General features: G+C 71.0%; 15 protein-coding genes. 9 read left to right on the forward strand and 6 right to left on the reverse strand.

From position 1 onward, the window contains the following. Positions 1–24 precede the first annotated feature (24 nt). Positions 25–963 carry a GNAT family N-acetyltransferase gene (locus tag GA0070619_RS22830; RefSeq protein WP_088949947.1) on the forward strand — a complete coding sequence of 313 codons (939 nt, stop codon included), beginning with the start codon at positions 25–27 and terminating at the stop codon, positions 961–963. A gap of 166 nt (positions 964–1,129) precedes the next feature. On the opposite strand, the gene GA0070619_RS22835 is transcribed toward GA0070619_RS22830, so the two are convergent. Next, positions 1,130–2,614 (reverse strand): MFS transporter, encoded by a 1,485-nt coding sequence (locus tag GA0070619_RS22835; RefSeq protein ID WP_088949948.1) that lies wholly within the window; start codon positions 2,612–2,614, stop codon positions 1,130–1,132. 123 nt (positions 2,615–2,737) lie between these two features. Here GA0070619_RS22835 and GA0070619_RS22840 point away from each other — a divergent pair, with 123 nt between their 5' ends. The 3 genes from GA0070619_RS22840 (at position 2,738) to GA0070619_RS22850 (ending at position 6,013) form a co-directional block, all read left to right on the forward strand. Then, positions 2,738–3,124 carry a winged helix-turn-helix transcriptional regulator gene (locus tag GA0070619_RS22840; RefSeq protein WP_088951986.1) on the forward strand — a complete coding sequence of 129 codons (387 nt, stop codon included), beginning with the start codon at positions 2,738–2,740 and terminating at the stop codon, positions 3,122–3,124. A gap of 100 nt (positions 3,125–3,224) precedes the next feature. After that, positions 3,225–3,812 carry a TetR/AcrR family transcriptional regulator gene (locus GA0070619_RS22845; RefSeq protein WP_088949949.1) on the forward strand — a complete coding sequence of 196 codons (588 nt, stop codon included), beginning with the start codon at positions 3,225–3,227 and terminating at the stop codon, positions 3,810–3,812. After that, positions 3,812–6,013: an MMPL family transporter gene (locus tag GA0070619_RS22850; RefSeq protein WP_088949950.1), complete on the forward strand. Its 2,202-nt coding sequence runs from the start codon at positions 3,812–3,814 to the stop codon at positions 6,011–6,013. Before GA0070619_RS22845 ends, GA0070619_RS22850 begins: the two co-directional genes overlap by 1 nt. Before the next feature lie 97 nt (positions 6,014–6,110). On the opposite strand, the gene GA0070619_RS22855 is transcribed toward GA0070619_RS22850, so the two are convergent. Continuing rightward, positions 6,111–7,367: an erythromycin esterase family protein gene (locus tag GA0070619_RS22855; RefSeq protein WP_088951987.1), complete on the reverse strand. Its 1,257-nt coding sequence runs from the start codon at positions 7,365–7,367 to the stop codon at positions 6,111–6,113. 127 nt (positions 7,368–7,494) lie between these two features. Here GA0070619_RS22855 and GA0070619_RS22860 point away from each other — a divergent pair, with 127 nt between their 5' ends. Then, positions 7,495–7,686, forward strand: a complete 192-nt coding sequence (locus GA0070619_RS22860) for a DUF2795 domain-containing protein (protein WP_088949951.1) — start codon at positions 7,495–7,497, stop codon at positions 7,684–7,686. A 28-nt stretch (positions 7,687–7,714) separates the two neighbouring features. Here GA0070619_RS22860 and GA0070619_RS22865 read toward each other — a convergent pair whose 3' ends face one another. Continuing rightward, positions 7,715–8,617, reverse strand: coding sequence for a Gfo/Idh/MocA family protein (locus GA0070619_RS22865; RefSeq protein ID WP_172862099.1), 903 nt, complete (start codon positions 8,615–8,617; stop codon positions 7,715–7,717). Positions 8,618–9,033: 416 nt separating this feature from the next. Between GA0070619_RS22865 and GA0070619_RS22870 the strand changes: the two genes are divergently transcribed. Together GA0070619_RS22870 and GA0070619_RS22875 are read left to right on the forward strand one after the other, a co-directional pair. Further along, entirely contained in the window at positions 9,034–9,426 is a 393-nt protein-coding gene (locus GA0070619_RS22870; protein ID WP_088949952.1) for a hypothetical protein, read from the forward strand. Further along, complete coding sequence (locus GA0070619_RS22875; protein ID WP_088949953.1) at positions 9,419–9,835, forward strand: hypothetical protein; 417 nt, start codon at positions 9,419–9,421, stop codon at positions 9,833–9,835. The genes GA0070619_RS22870 and GA0070619_RS22875 overlap by 8 nt, the downstream gene beginning before the upstream one ends. A gap of 54 nt (positions 9,836–9,889) precedes the next feature. Here GA0070619_RS22875 and fabG read toward each other — a convergent pair whose 3' ends face one another. After that, on the reverse strand, positions 9,890–10,648 hold the full coding sequence (gene fabG, locus GA0070619_RS22880; RefSeq protein ID WP_088949954.1) for a 3-oxoacyl-ACP reductase FabG: 759 nt from the start codon (positions 10,646–10,648) through the stop codon (positions 9,890–9,892). A gap of 43 nt (positions 10,649–10,691) precedes the next feature. After that, positions 10,692–12,344, reverse strand: a complete 1,653-nt coding sequence (locus GA0070619_RS22885) for an alpha-amylase family protein (protein ID WP_088949955.1) — start codon at positions 12,342–12,344, stop codon at positions 10,692–10,694. Between the two features lie 80 nt (positions 12,345–12,424). Between GA0070619_RS22885 and GA0070619_RS22890 the strand changes: the two genes are divergently transcribed. Both GA0070619_RS22890 and GA0070619_RS22895 read left to right on the forward strand, forming a co-directional pair. Then, positions 12,425–13,039 (forward strand): DUF1349 domain-containing protein, encoded by a 615-nt coding sequence (locus tag GA0070619_RS22890; protein WP_088949956.1) that lies wholly within the window; start codon positions 12,425–12,427, stop codon positions 13,037–13,039. A 69-nt stretch (positions 13,040–13,108) separates the two neighbouring features. Next, positions 13,109–13,780, forward strand: coding sequence for a DedA family protein (locus GA0070619_RS22895; RefSeq protein ID WP_088949957.1), 672 nt, complete (start codon positions 13,109–13,111; stop codon positions 13,778–13,780). A 51-nt stretch (positions 13,781–13,831) separates the two neighbouring features. On the opposite strand, the gene GA0070619_RS22900 is transcribed toward GA0070619_RS22895, so the two are convergent. Next, positions 13,832–15,232 carry a chitinase gene (locus GA0070619_RS22900; protein WP_088949958.1) on the reverse strand — a complete coding sequence of 467 codons (1,401 nt, stop codon included), beginning with the start codon at positions 15,230–15,232 and terminating at the stop codon, positions 13,832–13,834. Positions 15,233–15,352 lie beyond the last annotated feature (120 nt).

The raw sequence follows: 15,352 nt of genomic DNA on the forward strand, positions 1-15,352 counted from the left end.
TTTCGATTTGTGATCATGTGCCCGATGAAATTCTTTCCCGCTACTGCGGACTCCACCGCCCTGGACCGTGCCGCCGCGTACCCGGCCGACGGTCCCATCACCGCCCTGACCGCTGAGAAGATCCGCGAGGAGCTCGGTGCCAACCAGTTCCGCCCGGAATGGGTCTGGCTTGCCGAGGACGAGAACGGGTACATCCTTGGCCGTGCACTCTGGTGGGGTCGTGCCGACAGCGAGCGCCCCATAGCGCTCGATTGCCTCCAGGTCCGTTCCACCGTTGGCGATCCGGTCGCCGTCGCCACCAGGCTCCTTGACGCCGCGCATGCCGCCTTCGGCGCGCGGCCGCTGTACAACCTCTCCCTCCCAACGGACTGGAGCAGCCGACCGGAACTGAGCGAGGCAGTGGCCTGGCGTCGCGAGGCGGGCCTGCGCGCAGGGCTGAGCCGGGAGATTCAGCGCCTGCACTACGAGTGGACTCCGGCGGCGGGACTGCCCGGGGCCGGCGGTCGGCTGACGTTCCGCGAGGGCAGCGACGAGGAGTTCCTGGAGGCCTTCGTGCGGGTGTCGGGCGACAGCCTCGACGAGGCCACCCGTGACGAGCTGCGCAGAAAGAGCGCCAGGCAGCTGGCCGAGGAGGACATGAAGTTCTACCTCGACTGCCCGGGTGAGCGCTCCTGGTGGAGGCTTGCGGAGCTGCCCGATGGCACTCTCGCCGGCCTGGCCGTCCCGTCAGCGACCCCGTACAACCGCAACGTCGGGTATCTCGGTGTCGTACCCGAGCAGCGCGGCAAGGGACTGATCGACGAGATCCTCGCCGAGATCACCCGCTTCCACGCGACCGAACGCGCCGAGCGCATCACCGCGACCACGGACACTACGAACATCCCGATGGCCGCCGCCTTCGACCGCGCCAACTACGAGGTGACGGAGATCCGTATGGTTCTGGAGGCTTCGGGGGCCGCATGACGTGCCGACGGGAACGGCGTTCCACCACCACGAGCCGCAATTCGTCATTAGCCCCGTCAGCGGCAGGACAGGGGATGACGCCGCCGGTGTCGTCCCCCTGCCTGGGTCGTCCCAGGCGGCAGCCGAGGCGTTGCTGGACGTGTTCAACTCGCGGCGGCGCCGTCGGTCAACCGGACGCGGCGCTCGGGTACGGATCGGTTTCGGCGCCCACCGTGGCCGGCCCCGACGGATCAGTGTCCGGCCCGGGGTGGACTGGGCGTCGGGGCAGTGCCGTCACGGCGACAAGTGACGCGGTGACCACCAGGGCGGCGGCCACGGCGAACGCGGTCCGGTAGCCGCTGGCGAGCGCTGCCGTCTCGGCCCAGCCGGAAGCCCGCAGAGCGTCGCTGCGAGCGGCGGCCAGGGTGGCCAGCACGGCCAGGCCGACCGCGCCGCCGACCTGCTGGGTGGTGTTGGCGAGGCCGGAGGCGAGCCCGGCGTCCGTGTCGGTCGCGCCGGCCATCGCGAGGGTGGTGACCGCCGGCAGCGTCAGGCCGCCGGCCACCCCGAAGACGAGCATGGCAGGGAGTACGTCCACGGCGTAGCCACCGTCGGCGGGCAGCCGGGCGAGCAGCAGGAACCCGACGGTCGCCAGGCCGAGCCCGGCCAGGAGCACGCTCCGGGCACCCCAGCGGGCGATCAGCCGACCGGCGAAGCCGAGCGACACCACCGCGATCACCACCGGGGTGGGCAGGAAAGCCCAGCCGGTGGCCGACGCGTCCAGCCCGAGCACCAGTTGCAGCTCCACGGCGAGCAGGAACTGGAAGCCGAAGTACGCGGCGACCATGAGGAACTGCACGGTGTTCGCCGCGACCAGGCCCGGTACGCGCAGCACCCGGGCCGGCAGCAGCGGGACGGCCGCCACTCGCTGACGTACGGCGAACCCGCCGAGCAGCAGCACCGCGAGCACCGCCGTACCGAGGGTGCGTGGGCTGGTCCAGCCGTGCTCGGCGGTGCCCACGATGCCCAGCACGGCGACCATGAGGCCGGCGGTGGCGAGCAGCGCGCCGGGCACGTCCAGGCCGGACCGCAGGCCGATGCCCCGTTCGGCGGGGAGCCGGCGGACGGCGGCGAGCAGGATGACCGCCCCGATCGGCAGGTTGACCAGGAAGATCGACCGCCATCCGGCAGCCTCGGTGAGCACCCCACCGGCGACCGTGCCGATCGACGCGCCGGCCGCTCCGGTGAAGCTGAACACGGCGATCGCACGGGCCCGCTCGGCCGCCTCGGGGTAGAGCCGGACGATCATGCCGAGACTGACCGCCATGGCGAGCGCGCCGCCGACGCCCTGCCCGAAGCGCGCGGCGACCAGCAGCGCCGGCCCGGTGGCGACCGCGCAGGCCAGCGAGGCCATTGTGAACAGTGTGATGCCGGCCAGGAAGACCCGCCGTCGGCCGAGCAGGTCGCCGAGGCGGCCGGCGAGCAGCAGCAGCCCGCCGAACGCGACCAGGTAGGCGTTGACCACCCACGCCAGGCCGGCGGCGGTGAAGCCCAGGTCGCGTTGTACGGCGGGCAGTGCCACGGCGACCACGCTGCCGTCCAGGATGATCATCAGGCTGCCGGCGCAGAGCACCAGCAGCGCTGGCCAGCGGGACGCGACGACACGGTCCATGGAACCCCTCCTTGGTGCACGGTTTGTTACCGAGGTCATCGTCTGTGACCATGAGCCGGAGCGGAAGGAGGCACTGTTGTGTCCCAGAGGAACAGCGATGTGTCCGCGCAGGTGAAGGCCGAGTTGACCTGCGCGGCCGAGAACGTGCCGTTCACCCCGGGTCAGGCCCGGGCCTGCACCGTCCGCGAGGTGCTCGACCGGGTCGGCGGCAAATGGAGCATCAGCATCCTGGTGTCCGCCTCGCACGGCCCGGTGCGCTTCACCGAGCTGGAGCGGAACGTCGAGGGGATCAGTCGGCGGATGCTCACGCTGACGCTGCGCAACCTGGAACGGGACGGCCTGCTGCACCGCACGGTCTATCCGACCGTCCCACCCAAGGTCGAGTACACGGCGACCCCGATGGCCTTGGAGCTCTACGAGTCGCTGGTGGCACTCACGAGCTGGGCCGAGCGGCACCGCCGGGCCATCGCCGAGGCGCGGACCAGGTACGACGCCGAGCACGCCGGTTAAACCGCGCACCGGTGTGGGGAACGCCACCACGCCAATCTGACCGATCGGTCAGGGTCTGACCGATCGGTCAGGCATGCTGGTCTGCGGAGGTGGACCAGTGATGGCCAGAGCAGTGTCCGAGACGCACGGCGAGATCCTCGCCGCGGCGGCGCGGCAGTTCGCGGTGACCGGTTACCGGGGCACCTCGCTCCAGGACATCGCCCGCGAGGTCGGCTGTTCCAAGGCGACCGTGCTCTACCACTTCGCCAGCAAGGAAGCCCTGCTCGCCGAGCTGATGGCCCCGGCGATCGCGGTGCTGCGAGACCTCGACGACCAGCTCACCGGGCTGACCGGAGCGGTCGCCCAGCAAGCCGCCGCCGTCGGCTTCGTCGACCTCGCGGTCCGGTTCCGGGGTGAGATCGCGCTGCTCCGCGGCGAGTTCGCAGAACTGCTCTGCCAGCCGGCCTTCGCACACATCCAGCAGATCTCGGAACGCCTTCGGGACGCGTTGGCCGGCCACTCGGACCGGCCGGTAGCCCGGGTGACGGCACTGGTGCTACTGGCCGGCATCCCCGAGGCGTGCGCCGAATTCGTCGACATTCCCGACGACGACCTGCGCTCCGCCCTGCTCACCCTCGTCCGGCGGGCCGTCGAACCCGTCGACGCAGCCCTGCCCCAACAACCCACGACCGAGGACAAGGACTCCTGATGGCCACCCTGCTCTACCGGCTCGGCCGGGGCGCGTTGCGCCGGCGACGGCTAGTCGTCGCGCTCTGGCTCGTCGTACTCGTCGTCGCCGGCCTGGCCGCGGCGACCCTGCGCGGCCCGACGGCGAGCAACTTCACCATGCCCGGCACCGAGAGCCAGCGCGCGCTCGACCTGCTCAGCGAGCAGTTCCCCGCGGCCAGCGGCGCCACCGGCACCATCGCGATCAAGGCGCCGGCCGACGGTCAACTGGCCACCCCCGAGGGTCAGGCCGTGGTGCAGGAGCTGGTCCAGGAGGCCTCGACACTGCCCGGCGTGGTCGGCGCGGTCAACCCGTTCCAGGTCGGCGCGGTCTCACCCAACGGCCGGTACGCGCTGGTCCAGGTCCAGTTCGCCACCGGCGGCGACGAGGTGACCGACGAGCAGCGCACCGCGTACGAGGAGGTCGGCGCCGCCGTCGAGGCGAAGGGTTGGCAGGTCGCCCCGGGCGGCGAGGTGCTGGGTGGTGAGCCGGAGATCGGCTCCACCGAGGCGCTCGGCGTACTGGTCGCCGCGATCGTCCTGATCATCACGTTCGGTTCACTGGTCGCCGCTGGAATGACCATGCTCAACGCGCTGATCGGCGTCGGCGTCGGCATGGCCGGTCTGTTCGCGCTGAGCGGCGTCATCGAGTTGACCAGCACCGCGCCGATCCTGGCGCTGATGCTCGGCCTCGCCGTCGGCATCGACTACTCGTTGTTCATCACCTCCCGGCACCGACAGAACCTGCTCGAAGGCCTGTCCCCGGAGGAGGCGGTCGGCCGCGCGGTGGGCACCGCCGGTTCCGCCGTGGTCTTCGCGGGCGCCACGGTGGTCATCGCCCTCGCCGGCCTGGCCGTGGTGAACATTCCGTTCCTCACCGTGATGGGTCTCGCCGCCGCCGGCACTGTCACCATCGCCGTGCTCGTGGCGATCACCCTCCAGCCCGCACTGCTCGGCTTCGCCGGCAACCGGGTGCTGCCGCGCCGCCTGCGTTCCACGGTTGACGCCGCGGCGCCTGGTGAGCCGGTGGGCGAAGAGACGGTGCCGGCCGAGGACCGCTCCGGGTTCGGCTTCCGCTGGGCGCGGTTCGTCATCCGCTTCCGGGTGCCGGTCATCCTGGTCTCGCTGCTCGGCCTGGGCCTGCTCGCGCTGCCCACGCCGGACATGCGGCTGGCCCTGCCGGACGCCAGCACGGCGACGGTGGGCTCACCGGCCCGGGTGGCGAGCGACCTGACCACCGAGGGCTTCGGTCCGGGCTTCACCGGCCGACTCGCGGTGGTCGTGGCGGGCGACGACGCGCAGGCGACCGCGGCCGCAGTGCCGCAGGTGACCGCGATGATCCAGCGCACCGAGAACGTCCTCGCGGTGGCACCGCCGCAGCTGAGCCCGGACGGGCGGACCGCGCTGCTCGGCGTGGTGCCGAAGACCGGCCCGACCGACGAGGCCACCGAGACCCTGGTGCACAACGTCCGCGACGCGGTCGGCGGGGTCCAGGGCGTCGAGGTGCTGCTCACCGGCGCCACCGCGGTCGGGATCGACGTCTCGGAGAAGCTCTCCGACGCGCTGCCGATCTACCTGCTGCTGGTCGTCGGGCTCTCGGTGCTGCTGCTGATGCTGGTGTTCCGCTCGCTGCTGGTGCCGCTCAAGGCGGCGCTGGGCTTCCTGCTCACCGTGGCCGCCACGTTCGGCATCACGGTGGCGATCTTCCAGCAGGGCCACCTCGCCAACCTGGTCGGCCTGGACACCCCGGCCCCGCTGGTCAGCTTCCTGCCCATCCTGCTGATCGGCATCCTGTTCGGGCTGGCCATGGACTACGAGGTGTTCCTGGTCTCCCGGATGCGGGAGGACTTCGTGCACGGCGACACCGCGCGTGAGGCCACGATCAGCGGCATGGGCCACGGTGCCCGGGTGGTCACCGCCGCCGCGCTGATCATGATGTCCGTCTTCGGCGGCTTCGTTTTCCTCGAAGACCCGATCATCAAGTCGATGGGCTTCGCGCTCGCCATCGGCGTGGCCATCGACGCGTTCGTGGTCCGGATGACCATCGTGCCGGCGGTGATGTCCCTGCTCGGCGACCGCGCCTGGTGGCTCCCCCGCTGGCTCAACCGCGCCCTGCCCAACGTGGACATCGAGGGCGAGGGTCTGCGCGAGCACCTGGAGGACCGGACCCCCACGAGGGTCTGAGCCCACCTGGTCGATCATGGAGTTGTGGTGTCCGCCGCGCCCCGGTCCGGGGCGTTGGTCGGGCACCACAATTCCATGATCGGCGCGACCGGGCCGGTCAGACCCCGGCCGGGTACGTTTCCATCTCGCCGGGGGCGGCCGGGACCGGCAGCGGGTGCAGGGCGGTCGTCTCGTCACACCAGATGAAGGCGTCGTACCGGTCGCCGAGTCGCGTCGGCACGTAGTTGCCCCAGGACTCGAAGGACGGGTCGTAGACGACCCCGATCGCCCGGTGGTCCGCAGTTTCGGTGACCCAGCCCGGCTGGTCGTCGCCGCCGAAGATCAGGACCGCCCGCTCCGGCATCAGCTCGTGCAACCGCCGCTCGACCGACCCTTCCCGCGCCGTAGGCACCACCATCGCCTCGGCGGGCGAGCCCCAGCGGGGAGCGGCGATCACCGTGCCCCGGTAGCTACCGAAGCCGATCAGGGCCACCGCGTCATCGCCGTGCCGTTCCCGGGCCAGCTGACCGATGTTGACCATCCCGTCGGCGGCCATGTCGGTGGCCCGGGCATCCCCGACGTGCGTGTTGTGGGCCCAGACGATCCCCCGGGCGTCCGGCCCGTACCGGTCCAGCAGCCGGTCCAGAGTGTCCTGCATGTGGGTGTCGCGAATGTTCCACGAATCCGGCCCGCCGGCCACCATCGCGCGGTAGTACCGCTCCGCGCCGGCCACCACCTCCGCGTTCTGCCAGGCCGAGAAGCGATCCGGACCGTCGGAGAGGGCGTGTTCGCGGGTGCGGGCGAGCAGCCGGACCACCTCCTCCTCGCAACGGGCGGAGACGAACCTGCTGGCCGCGCCGTACTCCTCGATCCTCTTGCCGTACGGCTCGAAGCAGCGGTAGGCGTCCTGCGCCGCCTCCAGCGACGTCGGATCCTCCTCCCCCAGGTAGTCGAAGATCGCCTGCATCGACTCCCAGAGGCTGTACACGTCGAGCCCGTGGAACCCGGCCCGTTGATCCTCCGGCCGCTCCACGTTCCAGGCCCGCAGCCAACTGGCGAACCGGGCCACCTCGGCGTTGGCCCACATCCAGGTCGGCCACCGCTCGAACTGCTCCAGGGCGAACTGCGGTTCGAGTGCGCCACCCGGCGCCGCCGTCACCGAACGGTGCACCCGGTCACAGTCCGGCCAGTCACCCTCCACGGCCACGAAGGAGAACCCGCACTCCGCGATCAACCGGCGGGTGAGCTGCTCACGCAACCGGTAGTAGTCGTAACTGCCGTGGGTGGACTCTCCGATCATCACCACCCGGGCGTCGCGAACGCGCTCCAGCAACGGGTCGAAGTCGCTCGGCGCGCCGAGCCGCTGAACCAGCATGCCAGCGGCTACCCGGCCGCCGCTGCGGCAAACCGTGGGCGCGCCGCGGCCCGACACGCCGGCCGCCGGGCCGCCGGGGTGCCGACCAAGCCGGTGTACGGCCACCGCGAGCGGGTAGCCGGCCGACATGACCGTCACCGGCGTTCAGTTGCAGGAGTACCTGGCCGGGCTCGACTACCCGGTCTCCCGGGAGGATCTGGTCCGCTGGGGCCAGGAGAACGGGGCCAGCACGGCGATGTTGCAGATGTTGCAGGCGTTGCCGGCGGATCAGTTCGACTCACCGGACGAGCTGAGCGCCGCGCTGACCACCCTCTCCTGAGCTGTCCTCCGGCGCCTCGACCCTCGCGTTACGCGAGGGCGACGGTGCGGGATTCGGCGCGGGCGGTTTCGGCGGCGGCGATGATGCCGACGACCTCACGGCCGAAGCGGACGTCGCAGCGGTGGTCGCGGGTGCCGGCCCGCACCTGCTCGACCAGTTGGTCGATCGCGACGCCGAACGCGGTGGCGGCGTCGTTCTCGCCGAACGGGACGTTCTCGATGCCGTTCTCGCCGTAGAACACGAACTCCCGGGCCATCGACTCGGTCGGGGCATCCAGGGAGAGCGAGGCGCTGCTGGTGGCACCGCCCTCGTGGGTGAGCAGCAGGTGCACCATGCCGCTCGGCCCGTCCATCGCCGCCACCTGGGTCACCCGACCCAGCACGGGCAGGAGGATGGAGAGCGCGTGCGGGGCGATGTCCCAGAGCGCGCCGTGCTCCCGGCGCCACAACGAGCCGCCGTACGGGCTGCCGTCCTGGAAGATCGAGGCGAAGGCGGTGGTCCGGCCGTGCTGCCACCCCCCGGCGGCAGCGGTGGCGGCGAGGAACGCCGTCACGTTCGGCTGGAACCGCTGGGTGAAGAAGACCACCGAGGCGACGCCGGACTCCTCGGCGGCGGCGACCACCCGGTCGGCGTCGGCCACGCTGAGCGCCAACGGCTTGTCCAGCAGCAGGTGCCGTCCGGCGGAGGCGGCCCGGACCGCGATATCGGCCTGGACGTCCGGCGGCAGCGCGACGGCGACCGCCTCGCACTGCTCGATCAGGGCGTCGACGTCGGCGTAGGCCGGCACCCCGTACCGCTCGGCCAGCGCGGAGGCCCGCTCCGGGTTACGCCCCCACACTCCGACCAACTCCGCGTCCGGGTGTGCGTGCAACGCCTTCCCGTGCGTCTCGATCGCCCAGTGACCGGTGCCGAACAAACCGAACCGCAGCACGTGTACCTCCGCTGTTTCCCCACCCCGCGGCAACGCCACGGACGCGATCCACGCTAGTCGCCCCACCAGGGGCATCGGCGGCGGGTCGACCAACCGGAGCAGCTCACATGCTGTGCCACCGGGCGCGTGATCGACTCGCATTCCTTGATTCCGGGGCATCCGGAGGCTCGCGACACCCCGCTTCACAGAAAGCCGAGTCGATCATTGAGTCTCCCGCCGCACCCCACGCGCGGGGGTGACCCCCGACCACGACAGCCGACCCGCCGCGCCCCACTCACGGGGCAGCTCTACAGCGAGCGGCGGACACCCTGCCGTCCGCCCGTGGTCGGCGGCGGCGAGGGCGAGGCAGGGTCATCCCGTTACTACGACGGTTAGTAGGCTGTGCCGGTGACCGAGGCAACGACCGGGCGGGTCCGGTGACCAGCGTGAGCGCCGACTCACCGGTGGACGGGATCGTCGCGACCGTGTCGATCGTGCTGTCGCTGCTCGTCGCGGCGTGGGCGCTGGTGGGGGCGGTTCGCCATCGGCCGCCGGACCGGGCGCAGTTCGTCGGTCTGGCCGTACTCGAAGTGGCGTTGCTCGTCTTGGGCGTGCTGGCGCTCGTCGCGGTCGGCGGCGGGGATCGGCCCGGCGAGCCCGGCGCCTTCTTCGGTTACCTGGTCACGCTGGTCTGCCTGCCACCGCTGGCGTGGGTGCTGGCCCGGATGGAGCCGACCCGATGGGGTTCGGCGATCGTGTGCGCAGTCTGCCTGGTGACCCCGGTGGTGGTGGTCCGGTTGCAGCAGACCTGGGAGGTGCTCGGTGGTTGAGACACAACCGGTCCGGCGTCGCACGAACACCGGGCCTGGTCGGCTGCTGATCGCGGTCTACCTGCTCTTCGCGATCGCGGCGACCAGTCGGGCCGGCCTGCAGATCGCCACCAAGTTCGACGAGGCGCCGGTGGCGTACCTGCTGTCCGCGCTGGCCGCGCTCATCTACATCGTGGCTGCGGTGGGGCTCGCCCGTGCCGGGCACACCGGGCGACGGGTCGCGCTGGCGTGCTGCTCCGTGGAACTGGTCGGGGTGGTCGCGGTCGGCATCCTCAGCCTGGTCGACAAGAATCTCTTCCCGGACGAGACGGTCTGGTCGCAGTTCGGCAGCGGGTACGGCTACATCCCACTGGTGCTGCCGGTGCTCGGCCTGATCTGGCTCTGGCGCACCCGCCGCGACCCCGCCTGACCCGGCGACGAGGGCGTCCCCTGCGCGAAGGAACGCCCTCGTCGGAAGAACCTGTCAGTCCCGTGGGCCGCCGGCGACGTAGATGACCTGGCCGGAGACGAAACCGGCACCCTCGCTCGCCAGGAACGAGATGGTGTGCGCGACGTCCTCCGGCCGCCCCGGCCGACGGACCGGGATCTCGGCCGCGGCGTGCTTCTGGAAGTCGTCGAAGTCGACCTTCATGCGGGCGGCGGTGGCAGCGGTCATGTCGGTGACGATGAAGCCGGGCGCGACCGCGTTGACGGTCACCCCGAACGGCCCCAGCTCGATGGCGAGCGTCTTGGTGAAGCCCTGGAGGCCGGCCTTGGCGGCGGCGTAGTTCGCCTGGCCCCGGTTGCCCAGCGCGGAGGTGCTGGAGAGGTTGACGATCCGCCCCCACTTGCGGTCCACCATGTGCTTCTGCGCGGCCTGGCTGAACAGGAACGCACCGCGCAGGTGCACGCCCATCACCGTGTCCCAGTCGGCGTTGGTCATCTTGAACAGCAGGTTGTCGCGCAGCACGCCAGCGTTGTTGACCAGGACGGTGGGCGCGCCCAGCTCGGCGGCGACACGGGCCACCGCCGCCTCGACCTGATCGCGGTCGGAGACGTCGGCGCCCACACCGAGCGCCCGGCCACCGTCGGCGGCGATGGCGTCCACCGTCTCCTTCGTGGCCGACTCCTCGATGTCGACCACGGCGACGGCCATCCCGTCGGCGGCCAGCCGCCGGGCGGTGGCCGCACCGATACCGCGTGCGGCTCCGGTGACGATGGCGACGCGGGGCTCCTCCGACATGATTACCTCCCAGTAACGTGCGGTCGATCGGAGGAGCTTAACGTCAACAGGCCGACCCTCGGCATAGGCGAATCCACCGGTATCCGTACCCGGAGACCTTCACCGCGCCGAGCTTGCCCAGGTCGCCGTAACCGCGGTCGGTGAGCACGTCGATCGGGAGGTCGGCCTCCGGCTCCAGGCTGCTCAGGTCCACCTCGACGTCGTCGGTGCCGAGGTTGTGCACGAAGACCATGGTCCCGGTCGGCCCGTCCGCCCGGTGCGCGAGCACTCCGGCCGGCATGGCCACGTCGATGTGGGTGGTGGAGCCGGAGCCGATCTCCGGAGCCTCCCGCAGCGTACGGATCATGCGCTCGAACCAGGCGAGCAGCGACTTGGCGTCGCTCCGCTGGGCGGTGACGTTGATGTTCTGGTAGCCGAACTCACCCTTGTCGATCACCGGGCGGACCAGCTTCTCCGGGTCCGCCGTGGAGAAGCCGGCGTTCGGCTGGAACGACCACTGCATCGGGGTACGGATCGCCTCCCGGCCGGGCAGCGACAGGTCCTCGCCCATCCCGATCTCCTCGCCGTAGCGCAGCACCGGGGTGCCGCGCATGGAGAACTGGAGGGCGTACGCCAGTTCGAGGCGACGACGGTCGTTGCCGAGCATCGGGGCGAGCCGGCGACGGATGCCCCGGTCGTAGATGCGCATGTTCTCGTCCGGGCCGAACTGCTCGTACACCTGGTTGCGTTGTTCGGTGGTCAGCCGGGACAGGTCGATCTCGTCGTGGTTGCGCAGGAAGGTGGCCCACTGCCCGCCGACCGGCAGCTTCGGGGTGTCGTGCAACGCGTCGATCAGCGGCTCCGGGTCCTGCCGGGCCAGGGCGAGCATGAGCCGACCGTTGAGCATGAAGTCGAAGAGCATGTGGATTCGGTTGCCGGAGCCGCTGCCGTCGCCGAAGAACGTCGGCAGCTCGTCGGGCTCGACGTTCGCCTCGGCCAGCAGGACGGCGTCGCCGCGGCGCCACTGCACGTGCTGGCGCATCTCGGTGAGGAACTCGAAGTCCTTCGGCGAGTTCGGGTTGCCCGGCTCGGTCAGCTCGATGATGAACGGCACCGCGTCCATCCGGAAGCCGGAGACGCCGAGCTGGAGCCAGAACGACATGATCTTTTTGACCTCGGCCCGGACTTCCGGGTTGGCGAAGTTGAGGTCCGGCTGGAACTTGTAGAACCGGTGGTAGAACCAGGCCTTGGCGGTGCGGTCGTAGCTCCAGGTCTCCTTCTGCTCGCCGGGGAAGACCATGCCCTGGTGCCGGTCGTCCGGCTCTGTGTCGGACCAGACGAACCAGTCCCGGTACGGCGAGTCCGGCGATGAGCGGGCGGACTGGAACCACGGGTGCTCGTCGGAGGTGTGGTTGACCACCAGGTCGATGATCACGCGGATGCCGCGGTTCTGTGCCTGGTGCAGCAGCTCGGCGAAGTCGCCCAGCGTGCCGAAGCGCGGGTCGACGTTGTAGAAGTCGGTGACGTCGTAACCGTCGTCACGGTTGGGCGACGGGTGGATCGGGTGCAGCCACAGGCAGGTCACCCCGAGACGGGCCAGGTAGTCCAGCCTCCCGATCAGCCCACGAATGTCACCGACGCCGTCGCCGTCGGAGTCGGCGTACGTGTCGATGTCGAGGCAGTAGACGACGGCTTCGGAATACCAACGGTCACCCATGCCGGAGGAACATCTCCGTTCGATCACCGCGGCAAACCAGCCCGGCGGGCCGCACCTCGTGGTGGGCTACCGTGCCGGTCATGGAGATCGACCTCGTACCGCCGAGCGAACCGATGGACTGGTCCCGGGGCAGCTGGCTGCACCCGCCGGTACGCGTCGAGGAGGGCCCGGCCGGTGAGCTGGTCGTCGAACCGGCCGCGGAGAGCGACTTCTGGCGGCGGACCAGCTACGGCTTCGTCCACGACAACGGCCCGGCCCTGCTGGCACCGCTGCCCGTCGGCGCGGCCATGGAGGTGAGCTTCCGGCTCGACTTCTCGGCACAGTTCGACCAGGCCGGTGTGCTCGTCCGCGTCGACGAACGGACGTGGACCAAGGCCGGCGTCGAGATGAGCGACGGCGAGTCGCAGCTCGGCGCGGTGGTGACCCGGGAGTTCTCCGACTGGTCGGTGGCGCCGGTGCCGCAGTGGGCGGGCCGGGAGGTGACAGTGCGGGCCAGTCGGGCCGGCGACGCGCTGACCGTCCGCGCCCGGGTCGACGAGGAGCCGTGGCGACTGGTCCGGCTCACCCCGCTGGACCCGGCGGCCGAGGCGCTGGCCGGGCCGTTCTGCTGCGCGCCGTCCCGCGCCGGCCTGACCGTGGTGTTCACCGGGTGGCGGCAGGGGCCGGCGGACACCGCGCTGCACCCGGAGCACTGAGCGCAGGTGTAGCGCGGCCCCTGCCGGGTATGACCCTCCGATCCCCCGAAGCCGACCGGAAGGACGACCATGGCGTACGCCCAGAGTGGCGACCCGTCCGAGTTCACCGGGCTGACCGGTTGGGTGGCCTCGGTGATCGAGGCGATGGGCCCGGTGGGCGTGGCGCTGCTGGTGGCGCTGGAGAGCATCGTCCCGCCGATTCCCAGCGAGATCGTGTTGGCGCTCGCCGGCTTCCTGGCCCACGAGGGCCAGTTCAACGTCTTCCTCGTGGTGCTGGCCGCGACGGTCGGCTCCCTGGTCGGCGCGTTGGTGCTCTACTGGCTCGGCGCGGCGCTCGGCGAGGAACGGCTGAAGCGTTGGCTGGACCGCATCCCGTTGGTGGACCGCGACGACCTGGAGAAGGCCGACCGCTGGTTCGAGCGGCACGGCCGGTGGGCGGTGCTGATCGGCCGGGTGGTGCCGGTGGTCCGCAGCCTGGTCTCCGTGCCGGCCGGGGCCAACCGGATGCCGCTGGGCGAGTTCATCCTGCTCACCACCATCGGCAGCGGGGTGTGGAACGGTCTCATCGTCGGGGCCGGCTACGCGCTGGGGAGCCGTTGGCAGAACGTCGAGCGCTACAGCGACTGGTTCAACTACGCGATCGTCGCGGTCTTCGTCGTCATGGTGGTGATGTGGGTGATCCGTAAGGTCCGCCGCCGCCGGGAGCGCGACGACCGGCGGTCGGTGACCGCCGGTCGTTGATCCGCGTTATCGCTTACCGCCGGCCTCCTGGCCGGACGCCGGCGAGCATGGTCAGGGCAGGGTGTCCAGGTGCGGCCCCACCGCGTTGGCGAAGCCGTTGCCGTTGCTGACGTCCCAGTTCACCGACCAGGTCATCGCACCCCGGATGCCGGGGTAGGTGCGCGGCGGCCGGAAGCTGCCGCAGTTGGTGCCCCGGGCCAGGCAGTCCAGGGCGGCGTTGACCACGCTGGGCGCGACGATGCCGCCGCCAGCCGCCCCCGGCCCCGCCGGCAGGCCGAGACCGACCTGGTCGGGGCGCAGCCCCGCTTCCAACTGGATGCAGGCCAGCGCGACGATGAAGTTCACTGTGCCCTGCCCGTAGGCGGCGTTCTGGTCGCAGCCGAGCATCGCCCCCGAGTTGTAGAACTGGGTGTTGACGACGGTGAGGATGTCCTTGATGTCGAGCGCCAGCTTGAAGTAGCCGCCGGCCGGGTTCTGCATGTCGATGGTCTGCGGTGCCATCGCGATGATCAGACTCGACCCGACCTTGGCCCGCAGCGCGCGCAGCGCCTGCGCCATGTACGTCGGGTTGAGCCCGTTCTCCAGGTCGATGTCGATCCCGTCGAAGCCGTAGCGGGCGATCAGCGCGGCGGCCGTGTCGGCGAACGCGGTGGCCGAGGCCGCGTTGTTGACGGTGACCCGGCCGGTCTCGCCGCCGACCGAGAGGATCACCCGCTTGCCCCGGCTGTGCAGGGTGCGCACGTCGGCGGTGAAGTCCGCTTCGGTGTAGCCGCCGAGCGCGGTGGCCAGGCCGAGGTCGATGCCGAAGGCGAGCGCGCCGGGCGTCGCGGTTGCCTCGGCGAAGGCGACCGCGACCAGGTCGTACTCGTTGGGGACGTCGCGCAGCCGCAGCTCGACGGCGGGGTTGTCGAAGTTGTGCCAGTAACCGGTGAGCAGGTGCTTCGGCAGGTCACCGGTGGGCGGGTCGGTCGGCGGCGGGGTCGTCGGGGGCGGCGTGGTGGGCGGTGGGGTGGTGGGCGGCGGCGTGGTGGGTGGCGGCGTGGTGGGCGGGGTGCCGCCGCCGCAGGCCGCGCCGTTGAGCTGGCATCCGCCCGGCGAACCGGAACCGCTGGCCAGGAAGCCGAAGGAGACCGAGGCGCCCGGGGCGATGGTGCCGTTCCAGGACCGGTTGGTGAAGGTGTGCCGCTGGCCGGCGGAGGTGAGCAACGCGTCCCAGTAGCTGCCGAGGGTGGTGCCGGACGGCAGGTCGAAGGCGAGGCTCCAGCCGTTGATGGTCGAGCTGCCGCCGTTGGTGATGGTGTACTTCCCCTCCCAGCCGGAGCCCCAGTCGGCGGTCTTGACGAAGCTGGCGGTCGGTCCGGCGGCGAACGCCGGGAGCGCCACCCCGGCCGCGCCGAGCGTCGCGGCGAGCGCGGTGACCAGGGACAGGACTAGGGATCTGGCAGGCTTCATGCGACCCTCCGCGCCCGGGAACGGGCATCCATGGACGTCAACGTCACCGCTAATTATTAAGACAGTTAACTGTTTCTGTCCAGGGGTGGCTCGGATGAGCGGCCTCCCGTCGCGCGGGGC

Origin of the sequence: Micromonospora zamorensis, assembly GCF_900090275.1 — a bacterium.
GTDB classification, from domain to species: Bacteria; Actinomycetota; Actinomycetes; order Mycobacteriales; family Micromonosporaceae; genus Micromonospora; species Micromonospora zamorensis.

Excerpts from the sequence above, each read along its gene's own strand:
- GA0070619_RS22830 (WP_088949947.1), top strand. The coding sequence starts at position 25 with ATGAAATTCTTTCCCGCTACTGCGGACTCCACCGCCCTGGACCGTGCC.
- GA0070619_RS22835 (WP_088949948.1), bottom strand. The coding sequence starts at position 2,614 with ATGGACCGTGTCGTCGCGTCCCGCTGGCCAGCGCTGCTGGTGCTCTGC.
- GA0070619_RS22845 (WP_088949949.1), top strand. The coding sequence starts at position 3,225 with ATGGCCAGAGCAGTGTCCGAGACGCACGGCGAGATCCTCGCCGCGGCG.
- GA0070619_RS22850 (WP_088949950.1), top strand. The coding sequence starts at position 3,812 with ATGGCCACCCTGCTCTACCGGCTCGGCCGGGGCGCGTTGCGCCGGCGA.
- GA0070619_RS22855 (WP_088951987.1), bottom strand. The coding sequence starts at position 7,367 with ATGCTGGTTCAGCGGCTCGGCGCGCCGAGCGACTTCGACCCGTTGCTG.
- GA0070619_RS22860 (WP_088949951.1), top strand. The coding sequence starts at position 7,495 with ATGACCGTCACCGGCGTTCAGTTGCAGGAGTACCTGGCCGGGCTCGAC.
- fabG (WP_088949954.1), bottom strand. The coding sequence starts at position 10,648 with ATGTCGGAGGAGCCCCGCGTCGCCATCGTCACCGGAGCCGCACGCGGT.
- GA0070619_RS22885 (WP_088949955.1), bottom strand. The coding sequence starts at position 12,344 with ATGGGTGACCGTTGGTATTCCGAAGCCGTCGTCTACTGCCTCGACATC.
- GA0070619_RS22890 (WP_088949956.1), top strand. The coding sequence starts at position 12,425 with ATGGAGATCGACCTCGTACCGCCGAGCGAACCGATGGACTGGTCCCGG.
- GA0070619_RS22895 (WP_088949957.1), top strand. The coding sequence starts at position 13,109 with ATGGCGTACGCCCAGAGTGGCGACCCGTCCGAGTTCACCGGGCTGACC.
- GA0070619_RS22900 (WP_088949958.1), bottom strand. The coding sequence starts at position 15,232 with ATGAAGCCTGCCAGATCCCTAGTCCTGTCCCTGGTCACCGCGCTCGCC.